13 protein-coding genes are annotated in these 21,075 nt (G+C 29.2%); 2 read left to right on the forward strand and 11 right to left on the reverse strand.

Annotation, left to right across the window (positions count from 1 at the left end):
* Nucleotides 1-400 precede the first annotated feature (400 nt).
* From CSPA_RS26165 to CSPA_RS26175, 3 genes are all read right to left on the reverse strand, one after another.
* A complete protein-coding gene (locus CSPA_RS26165) occupies nucleotides 401-2,764 on the reverse strand; it encodes a sensor domain-containing diguanylate cyclase (protein ID WP_015395432.1) in 2,364 nt (787 codons plus the stop codon).
* Nucleotides 2,765-3,400: 636 nt separating this feature from the next.
* Entirely contained in the window at nucleotides 3,401-4,366 is a 966-nt protein-coding gene (locus CSPA_RS26170; RefSeq protein WP_015395433.1) for a DMT family transporter, read from the reverse strand.
* 190 nt (nucleotides 4,367-4,556) lie between these two features.
* Nucleotides 4,557-5,528, reverse strand: coding sequence for a DMT family transporter (locus CSPA_RS26175; protein WP_015395434.1), 972 nt, complete (start codon nucleotides 5,526-5,528; stop codon nucleotides 4,557-4,559).
* A 374-nt stretch (nucleotides 5,529-5,902) separates the two neighbouring features.
* On the opposite strand from CSPA_RS26175, the gene CSPA_RS26180 reads away from it, so the two are divergent.
* Both CSPA_RS26180 and CSPA_RS26185 read left to right on the forward strand, forming a co-directional pair.
* Nucleotides 5,903-6,511 carry a TetR/AcrR family transcriptional regulator gene (locus CSPA_RS26180; protein ID WP_015395435.1) on the forward strand — a complete coding sequence of 203 codons (609 nt, stop codon included), beginning with the start codon at nucleotides 5,903-5,905 and terminating at the stop codon, nucleotides 6,509-6,511.
* Complete coding sequence (locus CSPA_RS26185; RefSeq protein WP_015395436.1) at nucleotides 6,508-7,212, forward strand: NAD(P)H-dependent oxidoreductase; 705 nt, start codon at nucleotides 6,508-6,510, stop codon at nucleotides 7,210-7,212. The genes CSPA_RS26180 and CSPA_RS26185 overlap by 4 nt, the downstream gene beginning before the upstream one ends.
* 121 nt (nucleotides 7,213-7,333) lie before the next feature.
* Here CSPA_RS26185 and CSPA_RS26190 read toward each other — a convergent pair whose 3' ends face one another.
* The 8 genes from CSPA_RS26190 to CSPA_RS26225 all read right to left on the reverse strand — a co-directional run bounded on the left by CSPA_RS26190 (nucleotide 7,334) and on the right by CSPA_RS26225 (nucleotide 21,007).
* Complete coding sequence (locus CSPA_RS26190) at nucleotides 7,334-8,029, reverse strand: CTP--phosphocholine cytidylyltransferase (protein ID WP_015395437.1); 696 nt, start codon at nucleotides 8,027-8,029, stop codon at nucleotides 7,334-7,336.
* 108 nt (nucleotides 8,030-8,137) lie between these two features.
* Nucleotides 8,138-9,988 carry an NTP transferase domain-containing protein gene (locus tag CSPA_RS26195; RefSeq protein ID WP_015395438.1) on the reverse strand — a complete coding sequence of 617 codons (1,851 nt, stop codon included), beginning with the start codon at nucleotides 9,986-9,988 and terminating at the stop codon, nucleotides 8,138-8,140.
* Nucleotides 9,989-10,203: 215 nt separating this feature from the next.
* Complete coding sequence (locus CSPA_RS26200) at nucleotides 10,204-13,323, reverse strand: N-acetylmuramoyl-L-alanine amidase family protein (protein ID WP_015395439.1); 3,120 nt, start codon at nucleotides 13,321-13,323, stop codon at nucleotides 10,204-10,206.
* Nucleotides 13,324-13,691: 368 nt separating this feature from the next.
* Entirely contained in the window at nucleotides 13,692-14,090 is a 399-nt protein-coding gene (locus CSPA_RS26205; RefSeq protein WP_015395440.1) for an RING finger protein, read from the reverse strand.
* A 668-nt stretch (nucleotides 14,091-14,758) separates the two neighbouring features.
* Nucleotides 14,759-17,086, reverse strand: coding sequence for an N-acetylmuramoyl-L-alanine amidase (locus CSPA_RS26210; protein WP_015395441.1), 2,328 nt, complete (start codon nucleotides 17,084-17,086; stop codon nucleotides 14,759-14,761).
* A gap of 144 nt (nucleotides 17,087-17,230) precedes the next feature.
* Entirely contained in the window at nucleotides 17,231-17,545 is a 315-nt protein-coding gene (locus CSPA_RS26215) for a hypothetical protein (RefSeq protein ID WP_015395442.1), read from the reverse strand.
* 258 nt (nucleotides 17,546-17,803) lie between these two features.
* Nucleotides 17,804-19,399 (reverse strand): peptide chain release factor 3, encoded by a 1,596-nt coding sequence (locus CSPA_RS26220; RefSeq protein ID WP_015395443.1) that lies wholly within the window; start codon nucleotides 19,397-19,399, stop codon nucleotides 17,804-17,806.
* Between the two features lie 543 nt (nucleotides 19,400-19,942).
* Complete coding sequence (locus tag CSPA_RS26225) at nucleotides 19,943-21,007, reverse strand: InlB B-repeat-containing protein (RefSeq protein ID WP_015395444.1); 1,065 nt, start codon at nucleotides 21,005-21,007, stop codon at nucleotides 19,943-19,945.
* Nucleotides 21,008-21,075: the final 68 nt, after the last annotated feature.

The raw sequence follows: 21,075 nt of genomic DNA on the forward strand, positions 1-21,075 counted from the left end.
TATTTTCTGTCATATATATTTGCAATTATTAATGGTGAATACTCAATATTCAATCAACAACTAATCTGGATATTTCTTTATCCCCTATCAAACCTTAACTATTAAAAAAATAGAATGTTAATTGCAATATACCCCATTAACATATAAATCTTACCTTAATTATACAACCTTATGTATTTAAAACTCATTATTTAATTTATATAGTAAAAACTATATCACATATTACAATTTTATTAAACAAAAAACTAGAAATATCCAAGGCACAAGCTAGAATCGAGTATTAATCTAGTGAAATTAAATATATTATAATAATAACTATTTTTAATTTCTAATATAGATATACACTCTAATCCTAGTTAATGCACTTTGATACCAAAACACAAATATTATTATTTATTAATTAATTTTCTTCAAAAATACAATAATTATCTTTACCTTTATTCTTTGCTAAATATGTTGCTTTATCGGCTTTAATATATAAATCCTGAAAATTTTCACCATGTTCTGGATACTTTGCAATTCCTATACTACCAGATAATTTGTAATTTAAGAATTCCTTAGTAAAATTTGTCCTAAAGCCAAGCACTAACTGCTCTGCCTTCCTATAAATTAATTCTTCTGATTCTACATCTTTTAAAAACACTACAAATTCATCTCCACCTATTCTTCCAACAATAGAATTTTCACTAAAGATCTCTATTAACATGGAAGACATATTCGTTAAAACAAAATCTCCAGCTAAATGTCCCAAGTTGTCATTAATTGATTTAAAATTATCTAAGTCTATTTGAAATAATGCTCCCATACTGCCCTTACTATTATTAATATATTCTTCAATAAGTCTTTCTGTTGTTCCTTTATTGTACAAACCAGTTAAACTGTCTCTTTCTGCTTTAAATAAAAGTTCTTCATTTTCTTTCCGCTCTTTATCTATATCTATAATTATACCTATAGCTCTAGAAATATCCCCATTTTCATCAAACATAGCGGTAATTCTTATTTTATGCCAAATATACTCATCATCTATTTTCATTCTAATTTCAGTTTCTTTATAAACTTCTCCAATAACTATTTCATTTAGCATTTTCCCAAATACCTTTTTATCCTCAATATGAATATAATCTGTATCATATAGTTTCTTTGTAGCATTTTCAAAAACTTGCTTCAAATTACTTCTATTTTTCAAATTTCCATAATAATGAACAGTATCTTCCTTAACATTCCATTCAAATATTATGTTATCCGTTTGAGATGTGATTATTCTATATCTTTCTTCGCTTAATTTAAGTTTTTCTAAAGCTATTTTAGAATCATTTATATCCATTGCTACATTGTAGCTAAAGATTTTGCCATCGTTATCTTTAATTATTCGCCCCTTATCAAGCACCCAAATAACACTTCCATCTTTGCGCTTTATCCTATACTCCACAGTAAATTTATCATCTTTACTTATTTGTTCGTCAATTTCTCTTTTAACACGCTCATGGTCTGCTTCATAAATTATGTCAAGTATATTTTTACCTAGTAATTTATTTAATTCACTCCTTTTATAGCCTATAATTTTTAGATATCCACTGCTCAAAAAGTCCATGTAATATTTTCCATTTATTAATATATGTCGATGAACACCTCCAGGAATATTTGAGGTTAAAGATTTCAGCTGCCTATTTTTATCTTCAATATATTTTCTATTATTCTGTACTTCATCAATCAATTCATTAAAGGCTGTTGCTATTTCACCAAATTCATCCTTCTTATTATATATAAATCTATCCTCATAATTTCCATTTTTTATTTCTCCAATTGCTTTTAATAAACTATTAATTGGCTTCGAAAATTCATTTATTGTAAATGCATTTGCACTTATAACAAGTAGAAAAATTAATATTGAAAATATACTTACTTCCTCTAAACTTTTATTAATAGGTTCTTTAAACTCAGCCAAATCAACATCACTTAACACTATCCATCCAGAGTTATTAATTTTTTTATAATATCCTATTTTTTCAATTCCATTTATAGTAAATTCTATAGTTCCTTGCGGTTTATTGTCAAATTCTATTTTTTCCCACTCCACCTGTAAATTACTTGACTTTACACTATTATTAATATTTTCTTTAAAACCACTGCTATTACTTGCTGCAGTAATTCCATTTTTATCTACTATTGTAATTTCACCACTCTTAAATAAATGTGCCCTACGAACAAGAGTATCAAAATAATTCATATTTATTACATTAACTATAAAGCCTTTATATTGGCCGTCAAAAAATATTGGACTTGCTATTATTGCACTTTTCATATAATTATTAAAATCATTTCCTTCTACAATATCTGTTATAACCAATTCACTATTTTCAAGTCTTTTCATTTCATCTTCTGACAAAGTAAAGTTTTTATAGATATTATCTGTTGCTGCAATTATTTTACCTTGCTTATTAAAAAGCATTTGCCTAATTGAAAAGGAATCTTTATTAACTACATCATTAAATTTTTTTATGTTTTCATCACTCATTACATTATTTGAATTTTCTAACAATTCTCTAACCACTAGAGAATCTGAAATAACGTTGTTATTATTTATATTTCGTTGAAAAAACGCTTCAATACTCACAGCTTGATCGTTACTAAATGTTACTATATTTTGCTTAATCAGTTCCATGCCTTTGGTCTTAAAATTTGCAATATATATACTTGTCAAAACAATTACAGGTACTATCCCCCATAATGTAGAAAAAACAATAAATTTCCTCCTTACATTCATGCTAACACCCCATTACCATATAATTAATAAATCTATATATTAATTTTAACAAATTTTGATATTTTTTTATATATTTTTATTTTTTCTACATTATTGTATCTAATATTCTTTTATTATTTATTGAATTTTAACCAAAAATATTATTCATATAATATTTTTTCAAATATTATACTATGTATAATTTAAACTATACTTAAAAATTTATTACATATGCTTTGCTATTAGCTCAATTACTAATTATCAACAAAAAAATCGCAGGCGACTGTGGAGCCGGAGATTTTTAATATTAAGTTCCGTATTGTGCTTCTCACTCTTTTTATAGGTGCGCATCTGCCTTTTCGAACGTATGTGAGAAAAATCTGCACATTAGAAATGATGGCAGCTATGCTGCATATGATAACATTTTATGCAGGCGAATATGATTTGTTTTTTATTCTTTTCTTATACACAGCTCATTTAAATAGCCTTTTTCATATATTATCCACAGATTTTACTGCATTATAAATTCATAAAAAATAAAAAAAAGCATAAATTATGCTCAATATTTAAGACTAAGTTTTCAAATAAACTTTTCTTAATGAAATTAAGCATAAATTATGCATATTATTTTAAATATATCGTATTAATTAAACCAAATTATTCAACTTCCATAAGACTTGGAACTTCATCTGTCCCAGCTTCAGGTTGCTTTGCTACAAAATAAACTCCACCTATAACCATTAAACTGCATACGATTGTCATTATATCTATCTTTCTACCATTAATGAATACGTCAAATACAATTGACCAAACAACATATGTTATATTTAACCCCATAGCTCTAGTAGCACCAATTTTATAAATTGCATTGTAATAGAATAAATATGATACTGTTCCTGACAATGCTGTAGCTCCGATCCACCATATTACACTTGTCCTTAAGATTTCAAAACTAAGTCCAATTCCACCTACAATTGGAACTATTAGAATTCCATATACTATTGCTGAAGTCATTTGTCTTATTTGAAGTGCAAATTCAGAAGATACTTCATCATCTTTCATTCCATACGCACATATAACACATTCACTTCCCCAACCAAACACACATAACAAAGCACATAAAAATCCAACTATACTGATTCCATTTTCACTTGATGAGTATCCAATTATTGATACACCTATAATTGCAAATATTAATCCAATCCATGCTTTCTTATTCATTTTCTCTTTTAATATGAAATAAGCTAAAATAGCCCCAACTGCTGGATATAATGATGAGATTATTGCAGTATAAGATGGTCCAATAAGCTTAACTGCAAGTAAATATCCTGCCATTCCAACAGGTCCACCCATAAGTGCCGCAAGTACAACAAATAAAGCACTTTTAGTTCTCATAGCTTTAAACAAATGACCTAATTGTCTTTTACTTGCAAGGTATATGAATGTCCATGCTGCTGAAAAAGCATCATGAAAAAATGCAGTTATAAATGGTGCTAAAAAAATTGCTCCCTCTGGTAAAAATGGGCTCATCCCAAGCACGATTGCCATTAACACGGTATCCAATCCCCAAGTGATTGCTGAGGTTACGCCACTTAATACACCGGCTTTATAATTTTTTTTCATAATGAATCTCCCCTTTTATAATTACTTGCAAAACATAAATTAATTTTATCAGACTCTGCAATTATTTTATATATATTTATTTTCTAAAATATAAATATATAAGGCCAATCAGCAAAATAATAACAAAGGTAGTAAATAACTTATTTAATATAAATTACTTACTACCTTTATCTTTTAAACATATATTATACTAATTAGCTTCTGCAAGCTTTGGAGTTTCTTTAGTTTCTTCTGAAATTTTTGCCATAAAATAAACTCCTCCCATAACCATCAAACTGCATATAATTGTTTTTAAACTTAATTGAGTTCCATTTATTAATACATCAAATATTATTGCAAAAACAGTATTTGTAGAGTTTAATCCCATTGCTTTTGTAGCCCCAATTTTATCAATTGATTGATAATAGAACAAATATGATGCTGTTCCTGCTAAAGCAACTCCTATAAGCCACCAAACTGAATTTGTTTTTAAAGCTTCCATACCTATTCCAATTCCCCCTATCATTGGAACTATTAAGACAGCATAAACAATACCTGATGTTAATTGTCTTATTTGAAGTGCAGATTCTGCTGAAACTTCATCATCCTTCATTCCAATTGCACATATAACAGATTCACTTCCCCATCCTACTGCACACACTATAGCCCATATAATTCCAATCATACTAACTTCAGATCCATCTGGTGAATATCCAATTAAAAATATTCCTATAATTGCAACAATTAATCCTGCCCATCCCTTTTTACCTATTTTCTCCTTTAATATTAAGTATGCTAAAACTCCTCCAATTGCAGGATATAATGATGTTATAATTGCTGTATAAGATGCTCCTATATATTTAATTGACATTACATATCCTGTCATACCAATTGGACCACCCATAATTGCTGCTAATGCAACTACCAATCCGCTCTTAGTTTTCATAGCTTTAACTAATGGTGATAATTTTCCTTTTATTGCAAGATATATAAATGTCCATATTGCAGAAAATACATCATGAAAACATGCTGCTATGATTGGTGCCACAAGTACCGCACCTTCAGATGAGAATGGACTCATAGCAAGTATTAATGCCACTAAAACAGTATCTATCCCCCAAGTTACTGCCGAACCTATTCCGGTAAACACACCAATCTTATAGTCATTTTTATTATTTTCCATTAAAAATCCCCCTTAATCATTCATTTATAGTTTATACATTAATATTTTTCCTATACCATATACGTTTATCAAGTTCATTTTCTGAACACCTTAATACTATCATTGTTCATTGTTCATTACAATATGTTCAGAAAAAATATTTAAAATTTTCATATATTTTTATAATTTTATAGAAATTTTATGTTCTTTTTACTTTTTTTGGTGTATAATTAAACTATCAATTGTTAGTTTAAAAATAATAAATAATTATAAGTAATATTATTGTTATTTTTTAAACTCTATATAATTTTTTCTAACATTAGTGTTTAAAATATATTATTAAAAAATATTAAAACAATACATATATTAAAATTACTATTCTCTAAGGAGTTTTTATGAATACTCGAGACAAAATTATTTATGAAGCATTAAACCTCTTTTCAACAAAGGGCTTTGATGCAATATCTGTAAGAGATATCGCTAAAGCAGTTGGTATCAAAGCAAGTTCTCTTTATAATCATTTTAAAAATAAGCAAGATATTTTAGATACTATAATAAGTAAATATTCAGCTTATATCTCTAATTTCTTTGATCACATGATATACAATTGTTGTATTAATGAAATTGTTATTAACAAGATTAAATATTTCTCAGAGGAGTATTTTTTTAAAGACTGTATAGAGATATTTATGTTTTATTTAAAAGATGAGTATGTTGTTAAATTTAGAAAGTTGCTTATAATAGAACAATTCAATAATTCCGAAATTGCAAATATATATAATAAAATATTTGTTGAAGATATTTTAAATTTTCATACCAAAATCTTTGAATTACTTATGAACGAAAATGTAGTTATTAAAAAAGACCCTTATATTTTAGCTCTTCAGTTTTATTCTCCAGCTTTTCTATTATTCTATAAGGATGATAATATAACTGATAAAGAATTAACTTCATTAAAAAATCACATTGCTGAATTTAAAGATACATATGTATTGAAAGGATGATAGTTTTGAACATTACCATTATTTATGACAATAAAAATAACGCATTCAATTGTGTACAACTTTTATTACACAATTTAAAGATCAATGTAGATTTGGAAGTAACTGAATTCTACTTATCGGGAAATCATGGTACTTTGAAGAAACTTTCTTATATTGAAAATTTTAATTCTCCCTCTCCCGATATGGATACCTTTAAAAAAATTATAACTTCATTAAAGAAATCAGATTTATTCATTATTGCTTCTCAAATTTCTAATTGTGACATTAGTATTGGAATGAAGAACTTTTTTTACAATCTATCGCAATATTTTATTGATGCTAAAATAAAATCACTGATACATAATAAGATTGGTATAGTAGTTTCAACAACAGCTGGTGCAGGATTATTTTATAATACAAATCTGCTCAAAAAAAATTTAAATCTTTTAGGCATGAATTACATATTTAAATTTCACGAAACCCTTTACGAAACAAACTGGAATGATATTAATCTTAAAACTAAAATGAAAATAAACAAAAATGCATTTAATATAACTTACAAAATTCTTAACTTATACAATAATCTTCACAGTGTAGGTTCACAATTTTTTAATAAAAAAATTTGTATGCCTAACATACATCTTGTTCACCCTGCCAAAAACAATATTATTGATGTTAGTTGCTTAGAAAAACAAGATCACTATCTTCATAAGCACATGTAATAATAAAAATCTCCACAAAAATAAGAGGTGCTTGTTTCACTCTAGCAAATTCAAAATCACATTTGAATACTATAAAGTGAAACAAACTACCTCTAATTGCTTCATTATCTATTGGGACTATTTATAAATTAAGAGTTCTTTTTAAATACTCTAAATCTTGCAATGAATCTATTTCAAATATATCATCTGATTCAATTTTTTCAATATAAACATTCATATTCTTTAGATTATCTACAGCAATACTATCCCAGTACAAATCTCTAAAATCGCCCTTATCTACTGCTTCTTCAACTTTCTTAGCAATAAGCTCTCCATCTTTTTCTGTCCAAAAAGATGCTCCAGACATTATATATTTAGGTTCATCACCTTCTTTTCCAATATCTACTCCAAATATTCTTCCATTATCATCATATTTTAAAATCCATTCACCAACTATATTTTCCTTGCAGGCAGAATAATATATTGACGTTGTTGGTTTGGCTTTTGGTAAAAAGTTTTTAGTAATATAATTATCTGCATCTATAACAAACGCATCATTAAGATATTGTCTTACAAGATACATAGTATATATATTGTTATATACATCAAATTTTTCATTAACTACTTTTATAAGATTATACTTTTTTACTATATCATCAAACTTTTCATGAAGATAACCAGTTAAAACTATAATTTCATTAATTCCGCACTCTCTTAAATTTAGTATTTGTCTTTCAAGTAAAGACATTCCATTAACTTCAATTAAAGACTTTGGAGTATTTTCTGTTAATGGTCTTAATCTTGTTCCCATTCCTGCTGCCATTAAAATTGCTCTCATAACACACCTCTAGTTCAGTTTACAGTTTACAGTTTACAGTTTACAGTTTACAGTTTACAGTTTACAGTTGGCATTATAAATCAAACTGTGCAAATTGTATACCGATATTTATAATTTATTCAAACATTCTTTTGCTCTATTGTATCTATCAATTCCATAAGTACCAAAATCATCGCCTTCAGCTTCTTTAATTAATGTCCAAACTGCCCATAGAAAATCCTGGCATATCTGATGGATTAATAATCTTCTTCTGGAATCTTTATCAGCTTCTTTTCCATTAAAGTATAACCTAAACATTAACTCAATGTCATCTTCTGAAAACTCATTTTCTAAAGAAAGTGCTGCTAAATCCCACATATCATCATTGATGCCACTGTATTCCCAGTCAATTAAATAAATCCTACCATGTGTATCCTTAACAAAATTTTCTGAAACCAAATCATTATGTGATGGTACAAACACTCTGTTACAAACCTTCAATTCCTCTTCTAGAGCCATAATTTTCTCTCTTACTTCTTCATAATCCTCAAAGAAATCTCCATGATCGTTTCTCAATATATTTTCATATTTTTCAAGTTCTCTAAACATACTAAATTCGTTATCCATATGGAAATCTGTACTTTCATGAAGATTTCTCAAAATAGTAGTAACTTGTTTTAAGTTTTCTTCTTTTTTAATACTCCTATGAGTTAATGTTTCTGCATTTTCAATAAATTTAGATATTTTAACTCCTGTCTCCAAGTTAAAGTATGGCACTTCAACATTATAACCTTTTTCAGATGCAATTGCCGAGTTAAACATTTCTGTATTTCTATTAATCATTTGCTCAGTCCCAACTCCTGCAACTCTTAAAATATACTTTTCACCTTTAACAGCTATTCTGTAATTTTTATTTGTCATTCCTCCCGCTGGAACTATTTCAGTGATATCCTCGTCTTTAACCTTCAATGATTCACGGATTATAGTTTTTATATTATTGATTTCATAGTTGAGCTCTCTTCTTCTTATAGTTGGATAAAGATAATTTTTAATCTTTTCGTATTCCTTTGGAGTATCTGCATCCCCCCATGCAAGATCATCTATTTTAACAAATCCAATATTATAATCTCTTGCAACATCTAATAGTACATATTCATAATTTAAATATGGATTTACATTCCCCTTAAATTCTTCAAGCATCATACTATACAGCTTGTATGAAATCTTAGTAAGTCCAATCATTTCTCCATCAATCCTGTTAAATTGGTGGATATCTTTAGACATCTTGTATAAATGATTATCTCTTATTTCAACAAAAGCTTCATCTCCAGAACCACTTTCATTAGTAAAAAGTATACAATCTCGACTTGGACTTTCAGCTAATTCCTTTATTGCTCTTTTTTCGAAAATCAAGTCATTTTCAATAAGTAAAAAATCATCATCAATGTATTCTTTAGCTAAAGATAAAGAATGCATAGTACCTGTCCACTTATAAGTATCACTTTTTACTAACTTTATGTTTTTACTACTTTTAAAGTATTCTTCAAAATATTGACTTTCATATCCTGTAACTATTACAGTTTTGGTTATTCCATTTTCTTTTAATATATTTAAAGTTCTATCAATCAACTTAAAATCTTCAATTTCAAGCATTCCAACAGGCTTTCCAAATTCCTCTGTTCTACCAGCTGCTAATATAACAGCTTGTTTTACTATTTTCTTTTCTTCTTCATGAAGCTTTAATCTAGTATTCTTTGCCGAAGTAATATTTTCTTCTAAATACTTCATACCTTTTTCAGTCACTTTATATAAAGTTCCCCTATTATTTGTTATTCTATCTATGTATGCAGCCTCTGTAAATTCCTTTAAAACAGCATTAACCTTACCAAGGGATATATTAGTTCTTTTGGCTAATTCTCTTTGATTTATATTAAAATTATCATTTAAAGTTTTTAATATTTTTATTCTATCCTCCAACATATGTACCTAGCTCCTCTTTTCAAATTATTTATATATCCAATAATCACTGTTCGAAATTTGAACTAAAATAATTATATTCCTAATCCCCTTTTATGTCAATAAAACAATTACAAATTAATGCAAAAATGCTGCTTAAATAACTATGAAAATTATTTAAACAGCATTATTACTTAAATTAATCTCTTAAATACAGTATGGTTTCAAATTTGTTTATATTACCATGAAGCTGCACCATCTTGTCCAAAAGTATATACTCTATCATCAATAAACATGCCTTGGTTAATTACCATTTGTCCATTTGGAGTAAAGTAATACCATTTTCCATTTAAATTCAACCAGCCCTTATGCATTACTCCATTTTTACCAAGATAGTAAACTTTATTATCCACATTAATCCAACCCATTCTCATTTCTCCTGTTGTTGGATCCAAATAGTAAGTCTTACCATCAGTGTTATCAACCTTCCAACCTGATGCTCTAAATCCTATATTATTTAAATAATAATTTTTACCACCAGTAGTTATCCAAGCATTTTTAACTTGTCTATTATGTTTGTCAAAATAAGCAGGTTTTCCATTTACAGTTCCCCACTCTTCATATTTACTTAAATCTACCCAAGTATCATTAAAATCATCATAAAATTGATCATCGTCTGTATTATTATTGTTGTTATTATTATTCCAATCAGAATTATCAACTCTATAGACTTCTAAAGTATATGTTTTAGTAGATGCTCCATCTTCTGATTTAACTTCTATTGTAATTTGAGTCTTTTGATTTCCTCTAAGACTTACAGATATTGCTGTATCAGAATAAGTCTGTCCATTAACAGTAATTGTAGAATTAGAATTCTTTGGAACAGGTGTTACCTTTATATTAGTTACATTTGTATCTACTCTAACTTTTGTTATATCAGCTGTAGGATCAAATGTATAGTCTCCTGTATTAAGAATTACATTCTTTAACGCAGCATCACTACTTTTATTATTATTAGTTAAAGTTACTGTATATGTCTTTGTCGTAGTTCCATCCTGTGCAGTTACAACTATTTTTACCTTTGTTGTTCCACTTGAATCCAAAGGCAACTCAGTTTCTTCTCCTGAAGGTAAAGTATATGATTGATCGCCACTATTGATTGTAGCAGTAATGGAAGCTATATTAGCATCTTGTGCTATTACTGTGAATTTTTCTGTAGTATCTTCCTTAGCAACAGTTACATTATAGTTATAATCAGTACTTGAAAAACCTGTAGTTCCATTACTATTAGTTAAACTATAACCTTTTACTTTTAAAGAATTCAAAACAGCATTATCTGATTTCTGTCCTTGATTTGGGTTAGTCTGATTTCCATAATTTTCAGGTAAATAGAAAACATAAGTATCTCCTATTGGCTCACTTGTATATATAGGCTCTCCATCAGTGTTAGTTTTGATAACCTTATTTCCACTTGAATCTGTTACATATGTAAATTCATCATAATATGCTTGTACAACCATTTTCTTAGCTGTACCAATTTTTACATTAAGGTCAGTATCTCTAACATAATTACCACTACCGTCAGTAGCTAATATTGGCTTGTTATTAACTGAGGCTGTTGCTTCTGTTAAATTATTGCTGTTAACATCATCTGCAAGCCAAACTTTTATATATTCATTTAAATTACTTCTTTTAGTTTTATCAAGAGATACCTTTACTGAATCTGAATTTGGTGATCCATAATATAAATCATAAGTACGTCTTGATGTATAAAATTTATCAATTAAATTTGTTGTTCCTGGCTGAGTTAAATACGGAGTTTTTGCCGTAGAACTAGAATTATCAGCAACATCAAAAGATAAATTCATGTCAAAATTACTTGTATTTATAGGATTAACCTTAAATAAATATCTTGCTAGAATAGTCTGTGTATCTGTTATTTCACCATTGCTAGCCGCATATACATCTAATTGTAACTCATTTGTTGTTGTACTAGCTTTAAAATCAATAAATTGTTTTCCATTTTTAAGTTCTGACTTTACTACCTGAGTCTTTCCAGTAGAGTCCGTATAATTATTGGTTAAAACATAACCCACAGTAGTTTTATCTCTCAATAAAGTTGGATCTAGAGATACCATTCCAGCCCTTTGATCAATATAAATTTCTCCTTTATAAGTCTTGAACGTAGCATTCTTATCCTGTAAAACATTAAATACCTTACCAACATATGCTTGCACATCTGTATTGTCATTATAATTAAGCTTTGTTATTCCAGCATCTTTTAAGCTATAATCATTGCTAGAATTCAAATTTTTATATCGAATTTCTATTGCATAAGCTTTTTGGATATCTTTGTTGGCTCCACTTCCAGAATCCAATTTAACTACTATTGACTCTGGCTGTCCTAATTTAGCCAAACTACCAGTAAGCTGCTGTCCATCAATATTATATTCTGTTCCAATTGTAGCTTTTTTACCATTTTTATATACCATTGCATTTTCTAAATTCATTGTATTTTCAAATGTCATAACATACTTTAATGCTGAAACAGAATCGGGTACATCAAAGGTATATCTAAGTGCCATACTTGAATCTGCTTTTGCATCTTGTACATATAAAAATGGAGTTGTATTATTTACTTTTTCACTTGCTGTACCAATAAAAGCATTTGTTATATTATCAAAAGAATTTTGAGAGCCAACATAAGCCTTAAAAGTCATAGGATTTATTTTGTTAACAACGAAGTCAGTTGCATGCTCTATTGTTATTGTTTGACTTGCATATTCTGTATCCTTATATGTTCCAACATTAGCTTCATCCACTCCACTAAGACTTTTACTTGCTGGTACAAAGTCAACATTTTGTGTTCTAAATGAAATTTTGTACTCTATCTTATTAACTCCTAAAGGTAAATTCTTTATAGTTTTACCTACACTTGGCACTGCTCCATTTACAATTTGATAATCAGAAATAGTTATTCCTATTTCATTCAATGTAGTAGTATCTGTAACAGGAGTACCATTGATAGAAACTATTTCAACATTTTGTTGAGTTATATCAGATGTTGATGTCTTTGTATCCTTTGCTAATTTTTGCAAAGCATCAATAGTAGTTCTTACATCTTTTACTGTTATATCGAAGCCTCCTACAACATTTTGAGTAGAATATATTGTCTCATTCAATGTAGTATCATTTCTTGGTGTTATCAGATTTTTATCTCCTGCAATACTTACTTGTATAGCTGACGCATCTGAAGCTGCCGCTTTAGCTTCATGACCACTAAATCCAACTGGCAAAAAGGATACTATACTTGTAAATACTATTAATAATGCTACAAACCTCTTTTTCATTTCACGCATGATTGTCATCCTCCTAAATTGATTCTAAACTTCAAACTTATCTTTTGTAATCGAACTTTTATAATATTTATATTATCATATTAATTTTTAATTATTAAATTAATATGTTATAATAATTGGATTTAAACTCACTTATGCATACTCAATTTGAATATACCCTACTTTAAATATCGAACCTTTAAGTTTCATCTTTAGATATATAAACACATCTTGTAAATTAATAACTTTATTTACAATTCCGTTCTTTAATTAAATTTACTTCTTTTTTATTATTATGTTGACCTAAAAATCAAAAACCTTCCATAATATAATACAATAGTCATACATTACGAAAGGTACTTTTGTTAACTTTACTATTAAATTTTCTTTTATGATTTTCCTTTAAAGGTATTCTTACATTTTGGACATGTAATCGAAATTTTTCCTTGTCCTCGTGGCACACGCAAACTTTGCTTACAATTCGTACATGTAAAATATTTATGAGTCTTTAAATCTTTTAATTTATTTAACTTTCGTCTAAGCGAATTTCTCATAGTATTTTTTATTTTTAAAAACTTATAATTTTCCATTTGACGTTTATAAATATTTCTTGAAAAAATCCTAAAAACGCATATAACAGTAGGAATATAAGCAACTATTACTACAAACCATAAAGCTTTAGGTAAAACATTTGATATTATTAACAATATGAAAGATAATACAATTAATGCTCCAGACAAACTGTCTCCACCATATCTTCCATACATTATTTTCTTAAACCATTCCATTTTTCCACCTCATTTTCATTGTGCATGTTGTAATTATAATTATAACTAATTTGTTCTTAAAATTATAGCATTATTATAAATATAGAATTGTAAATAAAACTCCCTTATCAATTGCATTTGCAACTACTTTTTAAAAAACTTTATATACATCTGTTTAAAATAAATGTTGGCAATGTTTAGAAACTTATTATTTAGAAATTTAGGTCACTAGAATATATAAACAAATAGAATAGAAGGAAATGCTATCTCTTGATTTTTATCAATAATATATTGACAAAATAGAAATCACATTTCCTTCTATTAATAATATATATGTACTATTGAGGAATTATAATCTTAACACTAAACTAGAAATCCGATACATTTTTCTGGAGCAGGCATGTGAAATTGAGCTGATGAAGGTTCATAATGGGGGCTTGTTTCATTTCAGCTTGTCCAAAAGTGAATGTCCAAATTTTATATTTGGAAACATGAACTTTCTCCTTGGGGATTTTACATCTGGAACACGCTGAAATGACGACAAGCCCATATTTAGAACCTTCCAGCGAAAATTTCACTAGTCCTGTAGAAGACAAATGTATTGGATTTCGGTAATTGTTGCATAAGTCTAATTCTCGCTTTGGATATCTTTATTCTTTATAAGTTTCTATTTTTGATCCATTTTATATTTATACATTGTTTGCAATAACTTCTGCTATTGCTTCTGCTACTTTTTGTTGACTACTTGGATCCGCACATCTTATTGCTTCTTCTTTATTAGTTATAAATCCAACTTCAACTAATACTGCAGGCATATTTGCATTTCTACATACAAATAGATTTTGTTCTTGTCCGCCTCTATTGTTTAAATTCAGCTTACTAGCAATATTATTATTTATTAATGTAGCTATTTTTCTACTTTTATCTATTCTAGCACTATTTAATTTACCACCAAAACTAGTATCTTGAGGCTCATTACTATAAAGAGTCATTACTCCTTGTGCTGTCGCACCTGCTGAATTATGATGTATGCTTATAAAGAAATCTGCATTTACATTATTGGCTGTCGTTACTTTATGAGTAAGACTAGCTGTTAATGAGCCATACGAAGGCTTGCTACCAAGATCTCTAGTCATCAACACATTGTAGCCCTTAGCTTTAAGTTCTTTCTTTAATTTATCGGCAACTTGAATATTTAATTCTGTTTCACTATAAGTCACACCATCAATAGTACTTTCTGCACCATAATCTTTTCCATAATCATGTCCTGCATCTATTACTATTGTTTTTTTACCATTTGATGTATTATTATTTATTGGTGAATTTGTTCCAGAATTATCAACATCACCTTGAGATGAATTAGATCCTGAATTTCCTTTGTCATTTTGAGATGAATTAGATCCCGAACTAGTACTGTCATCATTCTTAACAGTAGAAGCATTTTGTCTCTTACCATCTGAACCAATCTTATATCCATCCTGTGTAGTGTTTGTAACCAATCTTCCAGTTGAAGGATTTAAATAATAAGTATCTCCATTAGATGTAACCCAACCAGTTGACATAGCACCACCATTTTCTAAATGATACCATGCATCACCAAGATTGATCCATCCTTTAGCCATAGCTCCATTATCATATAAATAATAGTAAGTTCCATTATCTAAAATCCAACCTGTTGCCATGCTTCCATCTTGATTGAAATAATACCAGATATTACTTTGTTGTATCCAGCCTGTTGCCATACTTCCATCTTGATTTAACATATAATTTTTATTGTCTATCTTCTTAATACCAGTTACCATACTTCCATCACCTTGAAGATAGTACCAATTATTATTATCTTTAAGCCAACCAGTCTTTATTTTGCTGCCAGCTTCAAAGAAATACCACTTATCACCGATTTTCTTCCAGCCTTTATATTCAGCCATAGCTCCAGAATCCTGTAGATAATACGAGTTTGAGCCATCAAATAAAATTCCAGTTGCCATAGTTCCTGAATCAGACAAGAAATACCATTCATCACCTATCTGCTTCCAGCCTTTAACCATAGCTCCTGAACTGTCACTATAGTACCATTTACTATTATATTTAAACCATCCAGTTTGCAATTTTCCTTCATCATTTAAATAATACCAATTGCTGTCTGGCTTAATCCATCCGATAGCTTTCGTATTATCAGATTTATAGTAATACCAATTTCCATCTTCATTTTTCCATCCAACTGTAGATGTTATGTTAGTTTTATCATCTATAATTGTAGTATCATTTTTAATTTGATTTTCTGGAATAACACTTGATACATTCTGTACATTTGGTTTACTTTCTGGTTTTCCTGGATTGGGAGTTCCATTTGATGATTGGTTATTATCTTTGCTATTATCAGTATTTGTTGAATCATCAATAGTATCCTTTGGATAATCTACTCCCGCAAAATCCATTAAATCTTTATATAATTTATTTACTTCTTCACCATATGTAGCACTTGGCGCCCATTTAGTACCTAAAGAATTTACTGTTGTTGCCCTACCTTTAACTGTTGCAAAATGTCTTGGATCAGGTGTATCACTTCTTGGATATCCATCCGCACCTGCATATAAAGCTAAATGATCCAAATGAGCTTGTACACCTTCATCCCAACTGGCAAACTTTTGATGAGCATTTGGATCAGTATCGCCTCCACCTTCAGGTTTTTTTAACCCACATGGATTATGATAACTCTCATCTATAACTCCACCAAATTTTCCAAATCCAGTTTCTTTTGCAGCTTGTACATATGCTATAGCTGGATTAACATCACCATGATCTGGCGCATACTTAAAATAAAGATCTGCTAAACCTACAAAAGTTTCTGTTGCTCCTTTAGATTCAGCCCATTCTTCTGCCTCTTTTGCAGTAACTTTTGTATCTGATATTATTTTAAAATCAGTAGTTGCTGCCTTTACACTCAATGTTGGAATAAAACTTAATACCATTGCAAACGCTAGAACAAATGTAATAAGTTTTCTTTTAATTTTCAAAACCGTCTGCACCTCCTTATATTTGATTTTAACAAAAAACCTTACTGCATTAAAGATGAAAATTAGAAAATAAGTGTTTTTTCGTATTAAATTATCGTAATATGTACAAAAATCGCTAAAAGAGAGCCTCTTAAGTGCTCTCTTTTAGCGATGTTTCCCTCTTCTGCAGCTATCAAGGCTACTTCTACAATCTTCAAGATTGTCCATCAAATTATCTACTAATTTATCTGTTAGACACATTTGGTTGCACATTATCTTTTCATTTACACTCATTAAATAGCAAATAAAATTTTGATTGGTATAAGCATATAAAAATAATAACACCAATATTAGCCTATTTAAAAGAGCTTCCTGGCTGCCTACTACCATTGTAGACAAGGTTAGATCGCTTACTGGATCATTACCACAATTTTCTCCTAAAGTATTGAATCCTGGATCGCTAAAATTACAGTTACTCATTTTCTACCTCTCCATGTATGAAAATGTTATATTATATTAATATGAGATATCTCTTATTTTGGTTACTTTCTTATTTCTTTCTAATAAATATTTTCACTGTAATTCCGCAACCTTTAAACTTTATATATTTCAATTATCATTGTTCAATGATCAATAATCAATGATCATTGACAATTGAATTTTGATTTCCTTTGTAATTCTTTATGTCTCGAATAATTCTTTTTGCAGCATATATTACTAAATTTATTTTTGATAAAATTATTCTTCGCTCTTTCCAACCGCTGATAAAACTAAGCCCTTATTATGCTCTAATGCCCAGTTAATCCCCCAGTCATTTTGGAATATTAAAAGATTTCTATCTTTAAGATCCTTAACCTTCTTAGTATCAGAAGTTAAGTTTAATGAATCCATGTCGATATTTTTATTTTCAATCCATCTAACGTATCTATAAGCCAATCTTTCCATCTTAACATCAACATTATATTCATTATTCAATCTGTATTCTAAAACTTCAAATTGAAGCACACCAACAACTCCAACTATTATTTCTTCCATACCAATATGGGTTTCCTTGAATACTTGAATTGCACCTTCTTGAGCAATTTGAGAAACACCTTTTACAAATTGTTTTCTCTTCATTGTATCTACTGGTCTTACTCTTGCAAAATGTTCTGGTGCGAAGGTTGGTATTCCTTCAAATTTAAATTTATTTGCTGGCATACATAATGTATCCCCAATTGAGAATATACCTGGATCAAACACACCAATTATATCTCCTGCATAAGCTTCTTCAACAATTTCTCTTTCTTCTGCTAAGAATTGTTGTGGTTGAGCAAGTTTTATTTTCTTGCCACCTTGCATATGCATAACTTCCATTCCTTTTTTAAATTCTCCAGAACAAATTCTCATAAAGGCAATTCTATCTCTATGTGCCTTATTCATATTTGCTTGAATCTTAAATACAAAGGCAGAGAACTCCTTATTCATAGGATCAATTTCTCCTATACTAGAGTTTCTTGGAAGTGGTGATGAAGTCATCTGCAAGAAGTGCTCTAAAAATGGCTCAACACCAAAGTTAGTTAATGCAGATCCAAAGAATACTGGTGTCAATTCACCTTCTCTTACCTTTTTAAGATCTAATTCATCTCCAGCTATGTCTAAAAGCTCAATATCCTCCATAAGTTTTTCATGAAGAGGTGCTCCAAGCAGGTCCTTAAAAATTTCATCATTAACATCGCCTTCTGTTGCTTCAACTTCAGTTTGCCCATGATTTCCACCATTAAAAGCTAAAACTCTCTTGTTTTGTCTTTCATAAACACCTTTAAATTCTTTACCAGATCCTATTGGCCAGTTTATTGGATAAGTTTTTATTCCAAGCTCATTTTCAATGTCATCAAGTAAAGTAAATGGATCTTGTGCTTCTCTATCCATCTTATTTATAAATGTGAATATTGGAATTCCTCTAAGAGCACAAACATGGAATAACTTTCTTGTTTGATCTTCTATACCTTTTGCAGCATCAATAACCATTACAGCACTATCAGCAGCCATAAGTGTTCTATATGTATCTTCTGAGAAGTCTTGATGCCCAGGAGTATCTAGTATATTAATGCAATATCCATCATAATTAAACTGCATTACAGAAGAAGTAACTGAAATACCTCTTTGTTTTTCAATTTCCATCCAGTCAGAAACTGCATGTTTTGAAGCCTTTCTTGCTTTAACAGACCCTGCAAGTCTTATAGCTCCTCCATAAAGTAATAATTTCTCTGTAAGTGTTGTTTTACCAGCATCAGGGTGAGAAATTATTGCAAAGGTTCTTCTTTTTTCAATTTCTTTTATATAATCAGCCAAAGCTAACCCTCCTATTACGTTCACAATATTATTTTATAACCTACTATATATTATAATTGACAATTATCAATATTCACTTGTCAATTATGTTAAAAAATTAATTACAATAACCAAATATTAACTTCCTCTATTTACATTGGAATGATCCTCCCATTGAATTTAACTAATGCTATATTAGTTTTTAAGTTACTTAATAATTTCCTTATCATTAACTAAATTATTATATCATATGAAATATTTTATGTATACTTCATATCTATCTTAATTTAGTACTGTTCCACATGTATACTTTGTTCAGGACTACCTACAAAATGAGGTCGTCAATTCAAAGCAGACACTTTCACGTAACATGCGGTATTCAATAGAACAAAAGTGGCTGCGCCACACTCTCTTTTAATCACATTTTTACACGCCATACCACTCTTAAGTGTTTATATAACTGGCTTAAAAAATCGCAATTTTTATACTTTACTAAACATTGAAAGAAGAAGGTTATTTCAAAATATACTTTGAAATAACCTTCTTCTTTAAAAGACTTAAATATTATGATGCAGATATTGTTATTTCTGTAGTTCCAACAACTCCAGAACCATCCGTTGCTGCTGCTTTAACAATTACTTTTCCTGCTCCTGTTCCTGTTAATTTACCAGTAGTACTTATAGTTGCACTTCCACCTTCACTTAATATTGACCATTTTACACTTTGAGTGGTTGCATCACCTGGTGAAACAATACAAGTCATTTGTAAACTTCCACCAACAGCTATGCTCTTTAAGCCACTAGCACCTGAAACTGCAATTGAAGTAACCTTGACTGTATCTGTATTGTTACCATTGTTATTATTGTTTGAGTTTGTGTTCTCTTCCCATTGTGCATATAAGGTCATATCTTTAGTAACATAAATCCTATCAGAATCTAAGTAACCTGTACCATTACCATTACTCTTAGTATTCCATTCAACAAAAGTATATCCACTCTTTGTAGGTATATATAAATACATTTGTGAATTTTCATCAACAGTTTTTGTTTTAAGTAATTCATCATCTTCATTATCAGCATCTGGATCTTTAAATTTAATTGTATATTGCTTTGGATGATATAAACCATCAGATGGAATATCCTTTGACATAGTTGAATTACTTGTAATCAATTGATTTGATGCATATGGCATTGTACTATTTCCATAATAATCAAAGGCCTTAATAGGAGTAATAGGATAACTTCCTATATAAACTCCATTATCATCAAAGTTGCATAATTGTCCATTTATCATAGAAGAACCTTTTTGCATTTCTCCTGATGATGAAAACAAGTGAATTTTTCCCTCTATTTGGATAAGCCCAGTCTGCATAGCACCACTCAAATCAGCATAATACCAATTATCACCATATGGAATCCAGCCAGTCTGCATTTTTCCCATAGAATCAAAGTAGTACCAACTTCCATTTATATACTTCCAACCTGTAGCAAAACTATATCCCATAGAATAATACCAAGCTCCGTCACTGCCACTAATCCATGCAGCTGAAGCACCTACAGGTACTAAAGTAACCAAAGCTAAACTTACCAAACTTGATGCAATTAATTTCTTTAAAATTTTATGCTTCATGTTAAGTTCCTCCTTATCTTATATAACCATTGGTCAAGTTATAAAGGTATAACTTGACCATTTTTTCT

The organism is Clostridium saccharoperbutylacetonicum N1-4(HMT) (assembly GCF_000340885.1).
Classification (GTDB): Bacteria; Bacillota; Clostridia; order Clostridiales; family Clostridiaceae; genus Clostridium; species Clostridium saccharoperbutylacetonicum.

What these genes read in the sequence shown, in the direction of transcription:
- CSPA_RS26165 (WP_015395432.1), bottom strand. Translation starts at nt 2,764, where the DNA reads ATGAATGTAAGGAGGAAATTTATTGTTTTTTCTACATTATGGGGGATA.
- CSPA_RS26170 (WP_015395433.1), bottom strand. Translation starts at nt 4,366, where the DNA reads ATGAAAAAAAATTATAAAGCCGGTGTATTAAGTGGCGTAACCTCAGCA.
- CSPA_RS26175 (WP_015395434.1), bottom strand. Translation starts at nt 5,528, where the DNA reads ATGGAAAATAATAAAAATGACTATAAGATTGGTGTGTTTACCGGAATA.
- CSPA_RS26180 (WP_015395435.1), top strand. Translation starts at nt 5,903, where the DNA reads ATGAATACTCGAGACAAAATTATTTATGAAGCATTAAACCTCTTTTCA.
- CSPA_RS26185 (WP_015395436.1), top strand. Translation starts at nt 6,508, where the DNA reads ATGATAGTTTTGAACATTACCATTATTTATGACAATAAAAATAACGCA.
- CSPA_RS26190 (WP_015395437.1), bottom strand. Translation starts at nt 8,029, where the DNA reads ATGAGAGCAATTTTAATGGCAGCAGGAATGGGAACAAGATTAAGACCA.
- CSPA_RS26195 (WP_015395438.1), bottom strand. Translation starts at nt 9,988, where the DNA reads ATGTTGGAGGATAGAATAAAAATATTAAAAACTTTAAATGATAATTTT.
- CSPA_RS26200 (WP_015395439.1), bottom strand. Translation starts at nt 13,323, where the DNA reads ATGCGTGAAATGAAAAAGAGGTTTGTAGCATTATTAATAGTATTTACA.
- CSPA_RS26205 (WP_015395440.1), bottom strand. Translation starts at nt 14,090, where the DNA reads ATGGAATGGTTTAAGAAAATAATGTATGGAAGATATGGTGGAGACAGT.
- CSPA_RS26215 (WP_015395442.1), bottom strand. Translation starts at nt 17,545, where the DNA reads ATGAGTAACTGTAATTTTAGCGATCCAGGATTCAATACTTTAGGAGAA.
- CSPA_RS26225 (WP_015395444.1), bottom strand. Translation starts at nt 21,007, where the DNA reads ATGAAGCATAAAATTTTAAAGAAATTAATTGCATCAAGTTTGGTAAGT.